The sequence below is a fragment of the Ruegeria sp. AL3 genome, assembly GCF_056536065.1.
On sequence record NZ_JBQFJG010000001.1, the window covers coordinates 2,855,920 to 2,871,725 of the forward strand.

Sequence of the window (15,806 nt, forward strand, 5' to 3'; positions counted from 1 at the left end):
ACGCAGGTTCTTGCCGCGTTCCTCTTTCGGTCGGACCGACCATCCTCTAGTCTTTGCCCAACCTTCATCTGAATAAGAATCTGGGGCAGTAATGGGTCTTGTTTTCCGCTGGCTAGTGCGCATCGCGTCGGGTCTGATCATTCTGATCCTCGCCGCCATGGGCCTTGTCTATTTTCTGGCCAGCCAATCCCTGCCGGACTATGACCAAACGCTTGAGGTCGACGGTCTGACCGCCCCGGTTGAAATCGTACGCGACACCGCCAACGTGCCGCATATTCTGGGCCAGACCGATCCCGATGTGTTCTTTGGATTGGGATATGCCCATGCACAGGATCGACTGTGGCAGATGACGGTCATGCGCCGTACCGCGCAAGGCCGACTGTCCGAGGTCTTTGGCCCGCGCACGCTTCACATCGACAAGCTGCTGCGCAGACTGGACCTTTACGGGCTGGCCCACCGCTCGGTCGAGGTGCAGGACGATTATACCAAGGCCGCCTTGCGCGCCTATTCCGCCGGGGTCAATGCCCGCCTGACCGAGATCAACGAAGAGGCGCTGGGTCGCGGCGCACCCGAGATGTTCCTGTTCAACATGCCGGTCTCGCCCTGGCAACCGGGTGACAGTATCGCGATGATCAAGCTGATGGCGCTGCAACTGTCAGGTCACCTGACCGATGAAGTTCTGCGTGCGCGCACGTCCCTGATGCTGAACAACCCCGAGCGTCTGGCCGATATCCTGCCCGACGTTCCCGGACCCGGGATCGCGGCGTTGCCGGAATATGCCACCCTGTTCCCAAATCTTCCGCGGTATGCGGCGGGAACGGACATTCCCGACACACCTCTTTCGCCCCTTCCCAAACGTGGTCTGGCCGGAGCTTCAAACGCCTGGACCGCCGCGCCGTCACGTTCTGCAAGTGGCGGAACCCTGTTGGCCAACGACCCTCATTTGGGTTTCACTGCGCCCGGGATTTGGTACCTGGCACATCTCGGATTGGAAAAAGGCGGTGTCATCGGGGCCTCGATCCCCGGTGTGCCCGCCATCATGACCGGACGCAGCGACCGGCTGGGATGGGGGCTTACATCCTCGTATCTTGACGATCAGGACGTACATATCGAGCAACTGAATCCTGACAACCCCGAGGAATACCTGACCCCGACCGGCTTCAAGGAATTCCAGACCCGCCCTTCGATCATCGAGATCAAGGGGGAAGCTCCGGTTACGCTGACCCTGCGCTGGACAGACAATGGGCCAGTGCTGCCGGGCACGGATTACAAGCTGGAAACGATCACGCCGCCGGGCCATGTGGCGTCGCTGTCCTGGACGGCGTTCAGCCCGCGGGACACGTCGATGTCGGCGTCCATGGCGCTGATGAACGCCGACAACGTGGAGCAGGCCATCGCGGTCGGTGAGCAGTTCATCGCGCCTTCTCAGAACCTGTCGCTGGTCGACAAGACGACAATCGGGATGAAGCTGATCGGCGCCATGCCTCGGCGTGATCCGCTAAACCAAAGCCGGGGGCGCATCCCCTCGCCCGGCTGGATCGAGGCCAATCGCTGGCAAGGCCGCCTGCCCTATGCCGGCAACCCGGAATTCGTGGCCCCCGTCGGCGGTGTTCTGGGCAACACGAACAACAAGATCATAGACCGCCCCTTCCCGGATCACGTCTCGTATGAATGGGGCGATACGCAGCGCGTGCATCGCTGGGAACGCCTGATGCAATCGCGCGAGGTGCATACCCGCGACAGCTTTATCGAGGCACAGCTGGACACGGTCAGCTTTACCGCGCGGTCCCTGCTGCCGCTGATCGGTGCCGATCTGTGGTTCACCGGGGCTTCGGCCCCCGAAGGAACGCCGGAACGCCAGCGCCAGATCGCGCTGTCGCTGCTTGCGGACTGGAACGGTGAGATGAACGAACACCTGCCCGAGCCGTTGATCTATGCGGCCTGGCTGCGTGCGCTGCAAATCCGGCTGATCTCGGACGAGCTTGGGCCTTTGGCCAGTGAATACAAACATGTCGAACCGCTGTTCATCGAACGGGTCTACCGCGACATTGACGGCGCGGGTGTTTGGTGCGACGTGATCCAAAGCGCACCGGTCGAGACATGCACCGAGATGGCACGGCTTGCGCTGGACGACGCGCTGATCTGGATCTCTGAACGATATGGCAGCGCACTTGAATCCCTGCGTTGGGGCGACGCGCATCAGGCAACGCATGATCACCCCGTGCTGGGCTCAGTCCCTATATTGCGTTTTTTTGTGAACATTCGCCAATCGACCAGCGGCGGCGACAACACATTGCTGCGTGGCCGAACATCGGGCGAAGGGCCTGATCCGTTCCAGAATGTGCACGGCGCCGGGTATCGCGGGGTTTATGACTTTGCCGACCCCAACAGCTCGGTCTTCATTACGGCGACCGGGCAATCGGGTCATTTCCTGTCGCGTTACTATGACGATCAGGCGCAGCTGTGGCGGCGTGGAGAATACATACCCATGTCACTGGATCTTGATCTGGCCCGCGCTGCGGCTGTCGGGGTTACCAATCTGATCCCGCGATAATCCGCCTATTCGGCAAGTCCCCGCCCTGTTCGCGGGGGCATCGTGGCACCGACAGCTTTATTCGCCTAACATAACGGCACCGATCATGTGGGACCAAAAGGGGGCGAGTATGGCCAGCATTCGGGATACTCTGAATAACCTCGCGCGAGACTACGCAATAGCGTGGAGCTCGGGTGACCCCGACGCGGTTGCCGGCTTCTTCGCGTCAAACGGGCAGGTCACCATCAACCGGGGCGACCCGATCGAGGGGCGCGTGGCGATCGCCGACATGGCCCGGAGTTTTTACGCGGATTTCCCGGATCTCGAGCTGCGTTGCGACATGATGCGATGGGCCGGATCTCATGCCATATTCGTCTGGACCCGCGAAGGGCACCATTCCGTAACCGGCAATCACGTCATAGCGCGCGGCTGGGAAGAGTGGGAACTGACGTCAGATTACCTTGTACAATCATCATCGGGCTGGTTCGACGCAGACGACCATCAACGGCAGATTGACGGGGCCTGACTCAACGTCCGCAGGATGCGCGTTCTATCCTGTAGTCCCGCGGTATCCCCTGAGTGACCCGCGACCAGTCAGACGCCCGTGTCCGGGCCTGATGTGCATCGAAAGCCTGCTGATCTGCAAATACTTCTGACACGTTGAACCGACCCGGACAGGTCTGATCCTCGATCACGTCAAAGGATATGCAGCCCTGTTCCGCACGGGTCAGTTTCACATGGTCCGGCAACGCCGCGCGCACCTCTTCCAGCCGGTCCACAGGCACATCGATATGGCCGGTCAGGAACACTCTTTGGTCCGGCTTGTCGGACATATCCGGCCCCATCGCTAATTCTTCAGCGCCTCGAACTGAGCCGCCTGTTTATCGGTCCACAATACCGTGATGCGGAAACCGTCATCGGTCTGTTCTTCTGTGCGCACCACATCCTGCCGGAACAACCAGGCCCGCTTGTCCCCGTCCGAGAAAGACAGATCCAACACCGCCTCACGCCGTGCACCTTGCAGATGCATCGCGATCTCGGACAGCAAAGGTGCGATGCCTTCCCCGGTTACAGCCGAAATCGCAAATATCTCAGGATCTCGGTCCGCCCGCGCTAATGTCGCCTCGCGTTCATCAGCGCTCAGCAGATCTATCTTGTTCCAGACCTCAAGCCGGGGCCTCTCTTCGTCGACGCCCAGCGAGGTCAGGATCGCCTCGACATCCTGCGCCTGCGCCTCGGTTTCCTCGTGGCTGATATCACGCACATGGACGATCAGGTCGGCCCCCAGGACTTCTTCCAGCGTCGCCCGGAAAGCCGCCACAAGCTCGGTCGGGAGGTTCGAGATAAAGCCCACCGTGTCCGACAGGATCACTTCGGGGCCGTCGGGCAACTGTACGCGGCGCATGGTCGGATCCAGTGTGGCGAACAGCATGTCCTTGGCCATCACTTCGGCCCCGGTCAGGTGATTGAACAGCGTCGATTTCCCTGCGTTCGTATACCCGACGAGTGCGACGATTGGATAAGGCACCTTGGCCCGGGCGGCCCGGTGCAGTGTCCGGGTCTTGACCACCTTCTGCAACTGCCGCCGCAAGCGCACCAGTTGCTCGTCAATGGCGCGGCGGTCGGCTTCGATCTGGGTTTCGCCGGGTCCGCCGACAAATCCCAAACCACCGCGCTGACGTTCAAGGTGAGTCCACGCCCGTACCAGTCGCGTCCGCTGATAGCTGAGCGCGGCCATCTCGACCTGCAATACCCCTTCCCGCGTGCGGGCGCGATCGCTGAAAATCTCAAGGATCAACCCGGTCCGATCGAGGATCTTGACCTTCCACGCCTTTTCCAGATTGCGCTGCTGCACCGGGGTCACCGGCCCGTCGATCAGAACCAGCTCAACCTCGTTGTCGCGAAAACGCGCACCAAGTTCTTCAATCTTGCCGCTGCCGAACAAATACCCGGCCTGCGCGCGTTGAAGTCGCACGATTTCTGATCCGATCACGTCCAGATCGGGCAATGCGGCGGCCAGTGCCACCGCCTCTTCCAGCGCCGGTTCGGGGACACGGCGCTGTTCATCTGATTTGATTTCGGGATGCAGCACCCAGGCCCGGGTGCGCGCCCGCTCATGTTCCATCAAGAGGCGTCTTCGCCCTCATACAGGTTGATCGGCTGTGACGGCATGATGGTCGAAATCGCGTGTTTGTAGACCAGCTGCGACTGTCCGTCGCGGCGCAACAATACGCAGAAATTGTCGAACCAGGTGATGACACCCTGCAATTTCACACCGTTGATCAGGAAAATCGTGACCGGAACCTTAGCTTTCCGTACATTGTTCAGGAAGGCATCCTGAAGATTCTGTCTGTCCGAAGCCATATTTTTATAATCTCGCCATTGTTCTTGCTACGCGCTGCGGACCAACGCGCTCCCTCCGGCAGAGTATGGAGTGCTACGCACAGATATTCCAGATGAAAAATCAGGCGTTAGCCGCCGCACGATGTGCCCGGCTCAATCCCGCCAAAGCGACGGGGTGATCAGGGCGATGATCGCCAGCGTTTCCAGACGCCCGATGACCATGGCCGCGCACAGCGTCAGCTTGGCGCTGGCAGAAAGATCGATCAGGCGAATTGGAACGTCCGTGGCCAACTCGATCAACGGCCCCGTCGTGCTGAGCGTGGCCACGCTGAGCACCATGGCCTGTTCGAACCCGGACCCCATCGCCGCAAGCAGAAGGTTGAAGACCGCAAGGGTCAGCGCAAAAAGCATCAGAAAGATCCAGGCGATGAACGCACCATCGCTTTGAATGCGGCGATTGCCCCCCCCTGCACCGCTGACGGATGAGGGATAGATCAGGCGGTCGATCTCTCGTGCGCCATTCAGATACAGCGCGAAGACCCGCAACAGCTTGACCCCTCCGGCTGTCGTCGCGACCCCGCCGCCGATCAATGCCAGCCCCATCAACAGCAAACCGGGCGTTCCCAATCCCGACAGTTGCTGTGCGTCGTTCCAGTTCGCGCTTTCGAAACCGGCCGTCGTCAGGAAAGCCAGAACGGTGAACAGCATCCCCCAGATGACCTGCAAGGCCTGCAATGGTTCCATTTGACCACCGATTTCCGTCACGCCCGCAACAACCCGGAAGAACAACAGGATTGCGACGCCCAGGACAATCATCAGACCAATACGAAACTCGGGGTCCGTATCCAGACGGGAATAGCCTGTTGTCGCGGTATCCTTCGAAAAAGTCAGACGCGAGAGAGCAAAGAACAGGAACAGAAACAGGATGGCTTCGCCCGTAAACCCGGCCTGCGCCCCTTCCATGCCCCCGACAGGAGAGATGCCGGACGTGGCCATCACTGCCATCGCATGGCACACCGCCGTCAGACCGACTTCACCGGCGATCAACAGAAGAACCCAGATCACGGTCGTCAGCCCGACATAGACTGGCGTCAGGGTCCTTGCGACACGGATCAGACGGCCACGCGGGTCCACGCGTTCGCTCTGCGCCACCCCTGACACCGGGCGCCCCGGCTGGCCTTTGGCAGTGACCTCGAACCCGCCAAGCGACAGCGGCGCAAGGATAGCCGCAGCGGCGATCCACATCAGCAGGCCGCCCATCCAACCGACCATGGCGCGCCACAAATGCAACGGGGCCGTCAGGCGGGCCGGATCCGGAAACAGGTCCGCCCCCGTGGTCGTCAGAGAGCTGACCATATCGAAATAGGCGTTCAGAAAGGTGGTCGTACCAAGCGCGTCGTGAAATGGGATCGCAAGAAATATGGGCAGCAGCGTGAAACAGGCCAGCATCACCGCCAGCTGCCCCAACGTGCCGCGCCGGGGTATGCGGTTGGAGGACGCCATCGCGATGGAGGCTACCAGAAACAAGCCCAGGATCCCGGAATACAGAAAGGATCGTGACGTGTCGTGATCGTCCAGAGCCAATGCATAGATCGCCGGAATCCACATGGTCAGGGATGCAATGCCCCAGATCAGCAGGAACAACGGCAACCGCCGCAACAATCCAACCTGTTGTGTCCCTGCATGCGCCATCAGAAGAAATCGATTGAAACCTGCATCAGGCGTTCAACCTCTGGCACGTCCTTGGCCATGGCAAAGATTGCGACCACATCTTTTTCATCGATCCGCAGGCTACCTGTCGGTCGCAGAACCTCGTCTCCCTTGCGGACCGCGCCCACAAGCACCCCCTCGGGGAAGTCGATATCGCGCAGACGTTGCCCGGCCATAGGCGAGGTCGAAAGAACCTCGGCCTCGATCACTTCGGCCTCGGCGTCCCCGATTGAATAGACCTGACGCACCCGTCCATGCCGGATGTGCCGCAGGATCGAGCTGACGGTCGTGGCCCGCGGGTTGATATAAGCATCGATCCCCAAAGGCCCCATCAGGGCCACCATGCTGGGATCGTTGATCAATGCAATCGCCAGAGCGCAGCCTTCGGCCTTGGCACGCACCGCAGCCAGCATGTTCGTACGGTCGTCATCCGTAACTGCCAGCATCGCATCGGCCCGTTCGATCCCCGCCTCGCTCAGCAACCCGGCATCCAGCCCGTCGCCATGCAGCACGATCGTCCGTTCCAGAGCTTCGGCGGCGAGTTCAGCGCAATGGCGGTCGCGCTCGATGATCTTGGCCCGCACGCGGCTTTCGCGTTCTTCCAGCGTTCTGGCCACTTCCAGCCCGACATTTCCGCCGCCCACGATCACCACGCGATCCTGCCGTTTTTGCGCTTTGCCGAACACCTCCATGGTGCGATCCACGTCCTTGACGTTGGTGAAGACATAGCATTCATCGCCCACGAACAGCTGATCCTCGGACTCGGGCGCAAACAGCGTGCCTTCGCGCCGCACCCCAACCACAATGGAACTGAGGGTCGAGAACAGATCCGTCAGCTGCCGCAACGGCGTATTGACGATCGGGCAATCCTCTTCCACCCGCACTCCAAGCAGCTGCGCCTTGCCGTCCATGAAAATCTCGGTGTCAAAGGCGGATGGGGCAGACAGGCGGCGCATGGCGGCGGCGGCAACTTCGCGTTCGGGGCTGATCACCACATCAATCGGCAGATGATCACGACGGTACAGATCCGAGTGGATCGCCTCGAGATAGGATTTCGACCGCAGGCGCGCGATCTTGCGCTGGATCGAAAAGACCGAGTGCGCCATCTGGCAGGTGACCATGTTCACCTCATCCGAATGGGTGGCGGCAATGATCATGTCAGCGTCACGGGCCCCTGCCCGTTCCAGCACGTCCGGATAACTTGCAAACCCGGCGATCCCCTGCACATCAAGCGTTTCAGTCGCCCGCCTTACAAGGTCGGGATTGTTGTCCACGACGGTAACATCGTTCAGTTCGCCCGAAAGATGCCGCGCGATCTGCCAGCCGACCTGACCCGCACCGCAAATAATGACCTTCATGCTTCTGGCCCTTCTGCCTGAGGGGATTGAATGACAGATGCCCCCAGAGCGGTCAATTGAATTGTCATCGCAGCCCGGCTGCGGCATGATAAGCATATGAAAACGCTGTTTCCTATGCTGTTACCTTTGATGGTGCTGTCTTCTTGCGGACCACTTTCGCTGTACTACCGCGAAGGTGAAACCGTATCGCGCCTGCAAAAAGAGACCACTCAGTGCCAGCTGAAGGCGGTCAAGGAAGTGCCGGTAGCCAATCAGATCCGCCAAAGCCCGCCAACCTATTGGCCGGGGCGCACATATTGCGATGGCAGGGGTCGTTGCTATCAATCACCCGGCTGGTGGCAGCCCGGCCGTGTTTATACCGTGGATGTGAATCAGGGCCTGCGCAACACGGTCGAAGCGCAATGCATGGCACAGAAAGGGTTTCGACCCGTAAGCCTGCCGCCGTGCAAACAGAACGTGAAATCACGCGTGCCCGCAACGCGAACAACCACTTTGCCACCGCTCAACAGCGCGTCGTGCTTTGTAAAATTCGATGACGGCTCATTTCAGATCATAACGCCTGGCCAGGCCGGCTGAGGCCGTGCGACCGGCAGATTATTCTGCCGGTTCGGGTTCATCGATTTGCGCCACGCGCGCACCGGATTTGTTCGAAGTCACCACGCCCAGCGATTTCAACTTCCGATGCAGGGCGCTGCGTTCCATGCCTACAAAGCTGGCCGTGCGGCTGATATTGCCGCCAAACCGGTTGATCTGTGTCAGCAGATACTCTCGCTCGAACGCCTCGCGGGCTTCGCGCAACGGCAAGGTGGCCAGTGCGCCAGACAACACGACACGACCTGAATCTTCTGCCTTTTCTTCCTCGTTGGGCAACTCACGCGCCTCAATCGGGCCGGAGCCATCGCCAAGGATCAGAACCCGCTCGATCAGGTTTTTGAGCTGGCGCACGTTGCCGGGCCACGTCATCGTCTGCAGCAGCGCGACAGCCTCTTCCGACAATTCCCTGATCGGCAAACCCTGAGTTTCGTTGCACATCTCAATAAAGTGCTGCGCCAGAACCGGGATATCTTCACGCCGATCTTCCAGTGACGGCACGGCAATCGGGACGACGTTCAGACGGTGGTACAGCTCTTCCCGGAACCGTTCAGCCGCGATTTCTTCGTCAAGATCCTTGCTTGTTGACGAGATCACGCGAAGGTCCACGCGCACCTTGTCACTGCCACCGACACGCTGGAACTGCTGATCCACCAGCACCCGCAGGATTTTTGACTGTGTCCCAAGGGGCATGTCGGCGACTTCGTCAAAATAGATCACGCCTCCATGCGCCTCTTCCAGCAAACCCGATTCCACGCCGCGTTCCGCCGATTCCCGGCCAAACAGCACCTCTTCCACACGTTCGGGTTCGATCCCGGCACAGTTTACCGTGACAAATGGCGCGTTGGCGCGATTTGAATGGGCATGGATATACCGTGCTGCAATCTCCTTGCCGGACCCCGCAGGGCCGCTGAGCATCACGCGGCCATTCGACTTGGTCACCTTGTCCAACTGCCCTTGCATGGCGCGGAACGCGGCGGATTTGCCGATCATGTCGGAATTGTTGACTTCTTTCCGCTTCAGAGACGCATTCTCGCGACGCAGGCGAGAGGTCTCCATCGCGCGGCGGATCACCACCATCAACTGGTCTATGTTGAACGGCTTTTCGATAAAATCATACGCGCCCTGCTTGATTGCGGCGACGGCAATTTCAATGTTGCCGTGGCCGGAAATGATCACCACCGGCACGTCCGGGTTGTCACGTTTCACCGCTTTCAGGATGTCGATGCCATCCATGCGGCTGTCCTTCAGCCAGATATCCAGGATCAACAACCCCGGCGGTTCCGAGTTGATTGACGCCATGCACTCGTCCGAGTTGGCCGCCAGCCGGGTTGAATAGCCTTCGTCCTCCAGAATGTCGGACACCAGCTCGCGAATATCGCGCTCATCATCTACGATCAGAATGTCACTCATCTTTGGCCTGCTTTCAGTTTGTTGGTTCTAATTGCCTGCTTCTGTGGCGCTGCCGCTTGGGACCCAGTAACCCCCGGCAATCGGATCACGGCCATCGCGCCAAAATGGTCCTGTCCGTCAAATACGGGCGCATCCTCGAGGGTCAGCGCGCCGCCATGCTCTTCAATGATCTTCTTGACGATGGGCAGGCCCAGTCCGGTCCCTTCGTCACGTGTCGTTACATAGGGCTCAAACAGCCGTGCCCGATCCTCGGGCAGGCCGATCCCGTTGTCTGCAATGGTTATGACCGTACCCGCGTCATCACTGGTGACCGCCACTTTGATCTGTGGCAGAAGATTGTCGGGCGCCCCTTTTTCCTTAAGGGTTGCAATGGCTTCCCCGGCATTCTTGATGAGGTTGGTCAGCGCCTGATTCAGCATGGTTGCATCCACATCCGCCATGATGGGCTGTTGCGGCAGATCGGCATCGATCTGCACATCCGACTGCCCGGCCTGTTGCAGCAGGACCGCCTCATGCACCAGATCAACAAGGTTCTCTTCCCTGCGCTCGGGTTCAGGCATCCGTGCAAACTTCGAGAATTCATCCACGATGCGACGCAGGTCGTTGGTCTGCCGCACAATCACGTTGGTCATCGAATCCAGGCTGCTGCTGTCTTCCTCGTCCAGCTTGCGTGAGAACTTGCGCTTGATCCGTTCCGCGCTCAGCTGGATCGGGGTCAGAGGGTTCTTGATCTCATGCGCGATGCGGCGGGCCACGTCACCCCAGGCCGCCATCCGTTGGGCGCTGACCAGATCGGTGACGTCATCGAAGGCAACCACATATCCTTCCAGGCCCCCGTCTTCTCCGCGCCGGATGGCCATGCGGACCAACAGGTTCTCAAGCCGCCCCTTGCGGGTCACCTTGATTTCTCCCTGAACGGCCTCTTGCCCGCTGTCCTTCAGACTTTCGAACAGGGGCAGAAATTCCGGCACTGCAATGCCGATGGCAAGATGCTGCTCGCCCCTGGTCCAATCCAGCAACCGCTCGGCCGAGCGGTTCACGAAGGTGATGCATCCTTCCGGGTCTACGCCAACGACACCGGACGTGACCGAGCTGAGCACCGAGTCGAACAGACGGCGCCGGCTTTCAATCTGCCGCGTGTTCTCCAACAGCGTATCCCGCTGTCCTTTCAACTGCCGGGTCATCTGGTTGAAATACCGGCCCAGCATCGCGATTTCGTCGTCGCTGGCTTCTTCAATAACCTGAACGCTCAGGTCACCGGCCCCAACCCTCTGTGCCGCAGTGGTCAACCGTCCCACGGGACGCGACAGCCGTTCGGCAAACCACATGCCCAGGGACATTGCCGCAAGGATCAGGATCAAGGCAAAGCCCAGATACAACAGGCCGAACTCGAACAGCACCCGGCCCCGTTCACTTTCAAGCTGTTGGTAGAACTGTGCCGTTTCCTTGGTATCGTCCAGCAGCGTCAACAACTGTCCGTCCACCTCGCGGCTGACATAGAGATAGCGATCCAGATAAGCCTTCAGAGGAACCAGCGCACGGAACTCGTTGTTGGGCCAGTCGGCGATGATCAGCAAGCCCTTGTCGGTGGCTTCAGCAATCTGTTCGGGGGTTGGGGCTTCGTAGTTGAACAGGTAGGACCGGTCCCCGCGCGATTTGATTTCGCCACCACCGTCGATGACATAGGCTTCGCGCAGCCCCCGTTGAATCTGAGCCTGCCCCTGCGCCAGAACTTCGCGCAGTTCAGCGTCCGAGATATAGAAGTCCAGCGATCGCGCATTATCCAGATATCGCGCAAGAACAGACGCGTCTTGCGTCAACCCCCGACGGTGTTCCTGTTCATACGCTTCTGCTGCCGTCAGCGAAGATCCCACAACCTGACGCACGCGGTCGGAAAACCAGCCCTCAAGGCCGATATTGACGGTCAATCCGGCAAAAATCGCCACGGTCACGGTTGGTACCAGCGCCAGCAGAGTAAACGCCCCGATCAGGCGCAAATGCAGGCGCGAACCCGCCGACTTGGCCCGTCGTGCGGCAATCAAGCTGCCAACCTGTCCAAGCACAAGTGCTGCAACAACCAGAACGTAAACAAGGTCGGCCAACAGAATCAGTCGCAAGGTCGGTGCCGTCGCACCAAGATCGAAAGGACCGATGACAAGGTAAGTGGCCAGCGCCAGAACGGGGCCCATGAGGACCAGCCCCAGAGTGCCAAAATTGCGCAGTTTCCGTGATTTACGCCATCGACTGATCGATGGGATCATCCCGCTCTGTGCTCGGGTTGCCACTGTCTGCCCTCATCCTGATGTGCCGCTTGCGCGGCTTACCGCCATATATCGTGATCTTTTCCCAACAGATGCCGGGATGCCACGGTTTGTGTGGCGATATTACATCAGTTTGCGTCGACGTGTCACCTGAATATCGAGATCCGTAATCTTTTTTCGCAACGTATTTCGGTTGATTCCCAGCAAATCGGCACATTTCGCCTGATTTCCGCCGGTTGCATCCAGCGCGATTTCGATCAGCGGGGCCTCAACTTCCCGTAAAATGCGCTGATACAGGCCCGGGGGCGGCAAAATGTTGCCGTGCAGGTCAAAATATCTCCGCAGATGCCGCTCGACCGAGGTCGAGAGCTTTTCGCGTTCGCCGCCGCTCAGGACCGGTTCCGCCTCTGGCTGGCTGCCCAGCACCGTTTCCACTTCGGCTTTGGTGATTTCATCGGCTCGGCTGGTCAGACCCAACCGGCGCACGGCATTTTCCAGTTGCCGCACGTTCCCGGGCCAGGAATAGCGCCGCACCAGTTCCACCGCCTCGGGGCTGAGCCAGCGTTTGGTGCCGTTTTCCCGCTCTTCCCGAGCCAGAAAGTGCTCGGCCAGCAGCGGAATGTCATCCACCCTTTCACGCAGTGATGGAACGTGGATCGTCGCCCCGCACAAACGATAATAAAGGTCCTGACGGATGCGCCCGTTCTCCATCCCTTCGGTCAGGTCTGATTGGCTGGTGGCCATGAAACGGGGAACGTGATCGCCCGGAGTATCCATCATGCGGACGATGCGCGCCTGAACCTCATCTTCGATATCTGCGATTTCGTCTATCAACAGCGTGCCGCCGCGAACCCGCGCCATCACACGGGCCGGGCCTTCCAGATCGCGCAGTTCGGCAGCGGTGACAGTGACAAAGGGCAAGGTTCGACGGTCGGAAAAATCGTGAATGGCCCGCGCTATCAGTGACTTGCCCGTGCCGCTTTCACCGGAAATCATGACCGAGAGGTCCGTGTTCATCACCCGGGCGACCAACCGGTACAGAGCCTGCATCACTGGTGTTCGCCCGACCAGTGGCAGTTCTTCGGGGCGCTCGCTTGTGCCCACGGCCGGCTCTGGCTGGGCGCGTTGCTTCTGATCCAGCGCCCGCGCCGTCCGTTTCATCAGATCCGGCAGGTCGAAGGGTTTTGGCAGATAGTCGTACGCATCCGCCTCTGTCGCCTGAATCGCCGTCATGATGGTGTTTTGTGCGGAAATCACGATCACCGGCAAACCGGGGCGGTCTTCGGCAATCTTCGGCAGCATCTCAAGACCGTTTCCATCGGGCATGACCACGTCGGAAATCACCACGTCGCCTTTTCCCTCGCCGACCCAGCGCATCAACGTGGTCAGTGATGAGGTCGCATGCACCTTGCACCCGGCACGCGTCAGGGCCTGTGTCAGAACAGTGCGGATCGTGCGATCGTCGTCCGCGACCAGTACGGTGCCATCCATCAGGTGCTCTCCTTCTTGTCCTCGATTGCGTCTCGCGGCGCGCGGCGCAGCGACAGTTTGAATACCGTTCGCCCGGGCACGGATTCGGCCGAAATCCAGCCGTCATGGTCCGAGATTATCTTGCTGACCAGCGCCAGCCCCAGGCCGGTGCCGTTTTCCTTGCCGGATACGAAGGGATCAAAAATATCGCCGCGGATGTCTTCTGGCAGGCCCGGACCATCATCGATTATCTCGATCTGCAAGGGCAGCGAATGCCCTGACCCGTCACTGCGACGCAACCGGAAGGAATGTTCGAAATAGGTCCGCAGGCGGATCGTTCCGCCCTGCGGTCCTGCCGCTTCGGACGCATTCCTGAGCAGATTCAGGATCACCTGCAGAATCTGATCCGGGTCTCCGTAAGCCAGCGGCAGCGACGGGTCATAGTCTTCGACGATCGTCATGTCAGCGCCAAATCCCAACAATGCCGACCGTCTTGCGCGATCCAGCACATCGTGGATGTTGACTGGCTTGAAGTCAGGTTTCTGAAGGTTCCCGAATTGCTCGACCTGTTCCAGCAACTTCACGATCCGGCGGCTTTCGGCAACAATAAGATCCGTTAATTCAAGATCTTGCGGCGGTATATTCATGCTGAGCAACTGCGCCGCACCAGTGATCCCGGCCAGCGGGTTCTTGATCTCGTGCGCCAGCATTTCCGCCATGCCGATGGCGGATTGTGCCGCGGATTTGACCGTATTCCCCCGCGTCATCCGACCTGCCAGTTCACGAGGCGAGATGATCATGATCATGGAGCCCGGATGCCCGACCAAAGGCGCAATCTGCAACGCACATTGCAGCGGCGCCCGGCTACCCGACCCCACATCCACATCATTCACGAACAATGGCGTGCCCTGCCAGCGGGCGCGCTCGAACGCCTCTTCCAACGGCGCGTCCACCGCGATCTGATCCCACACCGGATGGCCGATCACCGATTTGCGCGACGCGTTCAGAAACCCCTCACCCGCAGCATTCACATCGGATATCCGATCCTGTTCATCAATAATGAACGCCGGAACCGGCAGCGAGTTCCAGATGCTGGCATCGGAATTCATGCCGCCACCTCGTCCGTGTCGCTGAGTGCATCCGCCAACAGGCGCAGAACTTCCGCGGGATCACGTGACGTCAGCACAGCCCGACGCAAGGGCGCGGGCGTTGCGGCTTCGTCCATGTACCATCCCAGATGCTTTCGGGCGACACGCAAACCCAGATCGGCGCCGTAGAAATCCAGCATCGACTGATAATGCGCGCAAACCATATCAACCAGATCATGACCGGTCGGAATCTCTGGCGCCTCGGCCCCGTACAGGTCGTGACAGATTTGCGCCAACACCCAAGGCTTGCCCTGGGCGCCACGACCGACCATCACCCCATCCGCGCCGGATTGGCGCAACGCGGATCGGGCGGCGTCAGTGTCCACGATGTCTCCGTTCGCGATGACCGGGATCGATACGGCCTCTTTCACCGCCCGGATTGCCCGCCAATCGGCGTGACCCTTGTAGAACTGACAGCGTGTGCGGCCATGGATCGTGACCATCTGAATACCCGCGTCCTGAGCGCGGCGTGCCACGTCGGGCGCGTTCAACAGAGTGTCGTCCCATCCCAGCCGGGTTTTCAGCGTCACCGGCAGATCGACCGCGCCCACCACGGCCTCGATCAATGCCAGCGCGTGATCCGGTGTTTTCAGAAGGGCCGAGCCGGAATAACCGTTTGTTACCTTCTTGGCGGGGCACCCCATGTTGATGTCGATCACCCGCGCGCCACGGTCGGCCACCTGACGGGCCGCCTCGGCCATCCAATGGGCCTCACGCCCGGCCAGTTGCACGGCGGTGTTTTCCACATCTGCGGACAGTTCCGCCCGTTCCCGCACACCGGGCTTGGCCTGCACCATCTCTTGACTGGCGACCATTTCACTGACGACCATACCCGCACCGAAACGCATCACCAGATCGCGAAACGGGCGGTCGGTGATTCCGGCCATGGGGGCCAGCAAAACAGGCGGTGTTATTTCCTTGTCGGCAAGGTGCAGTGTCAACGTGCTTAATCCTTGGGCAGTTGTGGTTTTGATATCGT

The 15,806-nt window shown here is 60.0% G+C and carries 13 protein-coding genes; 3 read left to right on the plus strand and 10 right to left on the minus strand.

The genetic code is table 11. The features are described from left to right. Positions 1-91: 91 nt before the first annotated feature. On the plus strand, positions 92-2,554 hold the full coding sequence (locus tag ACR3E6_RS14415; RefSeq protein ID WP_480487722.1) for a penicillin acylase family protein: 2,463 nt from the start codon (positions 92-94) through the stop codon (positions 2,552-2,554). Positions 2,555-2,663: 109 nt separating this feature from the next. Beyond that, a complete protein-coding gene (locus ACR3E6_RS14420) occupies positions 2,664-3,059 on the plus strand; it encodes a nuclear transport factor 2 family protein (protein WP_171632108.1) in 396 nt (131 codons plus the stop codon). A 1-nt stretch (position 3,060) separates the two neighbouring features. Here the strand turns inward: ACR3E6_RS14420 and ACR3E6_RS14425 are convergent, their stop codons facing one another. The 5 genes from ACR3E6_RS14425 to trkA all read right to left on the minus strand — a co-directional run bounded on the left by ACR3E6_RS14425 (position 3,061) and on the right by trkA (position 7,944). After that, positions 3,061-3,366 (minus strand): putative quinol monooxygenase, encoded by a 306-nt coding sequence (locus ACR3E6_RS14425; protein ID WP_480487724.1) that lies wholly within the window; start codon positions 3,364-3,366, stop codon positions 3,061-3,063. Positions 3,367-3,380: 14 nt separating this feature from the next. Beyond that, entirely contained in the window at positions 3,381-4,658 is a 1,278-nt protein-coding gene (gene hflX / locus ACR3E6_RS14430; protein WP_480487726.1) for a GTPase HflX, read from the minus strand. After that, positions 4,658-4,897, minus strand: a complete 240-nt coding sequence (hfq, locus tag ACR3E6_RS14435; protein ID WP_005982826.1) for an RNA chaperone Hfq — start codon at positions 4,895-4,897, stop codon at positions 4,658-4,660. The genes hflX and hfq overlap by 1 nt, the downstream gene beginning before the upstream one ends. A 132-nt stretch (positions 4,898-5,029) precedes the next feature. After that, positions 5,030-6,568 carry a TrkH family potassium uptake protein gene (locus tag ACR3E6_RS14440; RefSeq protein WP_480487728.1) on the minus strand — a complete coding sequence of 513 codons (1,539 nt, stop codon included), beginning with the start codon at positions 6,566-6,568 and terminating at the stop codon, positions 5,030-5,032. Then, positions 6,568-7,944: a Trk system potassium transporter TrkA gene (gene trkA, locus ACR3E6_RS14445; protein WP_152458149.1), complete on the minus strand. Its 1,377-nt coding sequence runs from the start codon at positions 7,942-7,944 to the stop codon at positions 6,568-6,570. The genes ACR3E6_RS14440 and trkA overlap by 1 nt, the downstream gene beginning before the upstream one ends. A gap of 114 nt (positions 7,945-8,058) precedes the next feature. Between trkA and ACR3E6_RS14450 the strand changes: the two genes are divergently transcribed. After that, the gene (locus ACR3E6_RS14450; RefSeq protein WP_480487730.1) at positions 8,059-8,520 is read left to right on the plus strand and encodes a hypothetical protein; all 462 of its coding nucleotides are present in this window, start codon (positions 8,059-8,061) and stop codon (positions 8,518-8,520) included. An 18-nt stretch (positions 8,521-8,538) separates the two neighbouring features. On the opposite strand, the gene ntrX is transcribed toward ACR3E6_RS14450, so the two are convergent. The 5 genes from ntrX to dusB all read right to left on the minus strand — a co-directional run bounded on the left by ntrX (position 8,539) and on the right by dusB (position 15,768). Next, complete coding sequence (gene ntrX / locus ACR3E6_RS14455; protein ID WP_171632094.1) at positions 8,539-9,948, minus strand: nitrogen assimilation response regulator NtrX; 1,410 nt, start codon at positions 9,946-9,948, stop codon at positions 8,539-8,541. Further along, the gene (locus ACR3E6_RS14460) at positions 9,945-12,209 is read right to left on the minus strand and encodes a sensor histidine kinase NtrY-like (RefSeq protein WP_480488150.1); all 2,265 of its coding nucleotides are present in this window, start codon (positions 12,207-12,209) and stop codon (positions 9,945-9,947) included. The genes ntrX and ACR3E6_RS14460 overlap by 4 nt, the downstream gene beginning before the upstream one ends. A gap of 123 nt (positions 12,210-12,332) precedes the next feature. Next, positions 12,333-13,700: a response regulator gene (locus ACR3E6_RS14465; protein WP_171167875.1), complete on the minus strand. Its 1,368-nt coding sequence runs from the start codon at positions 13,698-13,700 to the stop codon at positions 12,333-12,335. After that, positions 13,700-14,788, minus strand: a complete 1,089-nt coding sequence (locus tag ACR3E6_RS14470; RefSeq protein WP_152458153.1) for a two-component system sensor histidine kinase NtrB — start codon at positions 14,786-14,788, stop codon at positions 13,700-13,702. The genes ACR3E6_RS14465 and ACR3E6_RS14470 overlap by 1 nt, the downstream gene beginning before the upstream one ends. Beyond that, positions 14,785-15,768, minus strand: a complete 984-nt coding sequence (gene dusB / locus ACR3E6_RS14475; RefSeq protein WP_480487733.1) for a tRNA dihydrouridine synthase DusB — start codon at positions 15,766-15,768, stop codon at positions 14,785-14,787. Before dusB ends, ACR3E6_RS14470 begins: the two co-directional genes overlap by 4 nt. Positions 15,769-15,806 lie beyond the last annotated feature (38 nt).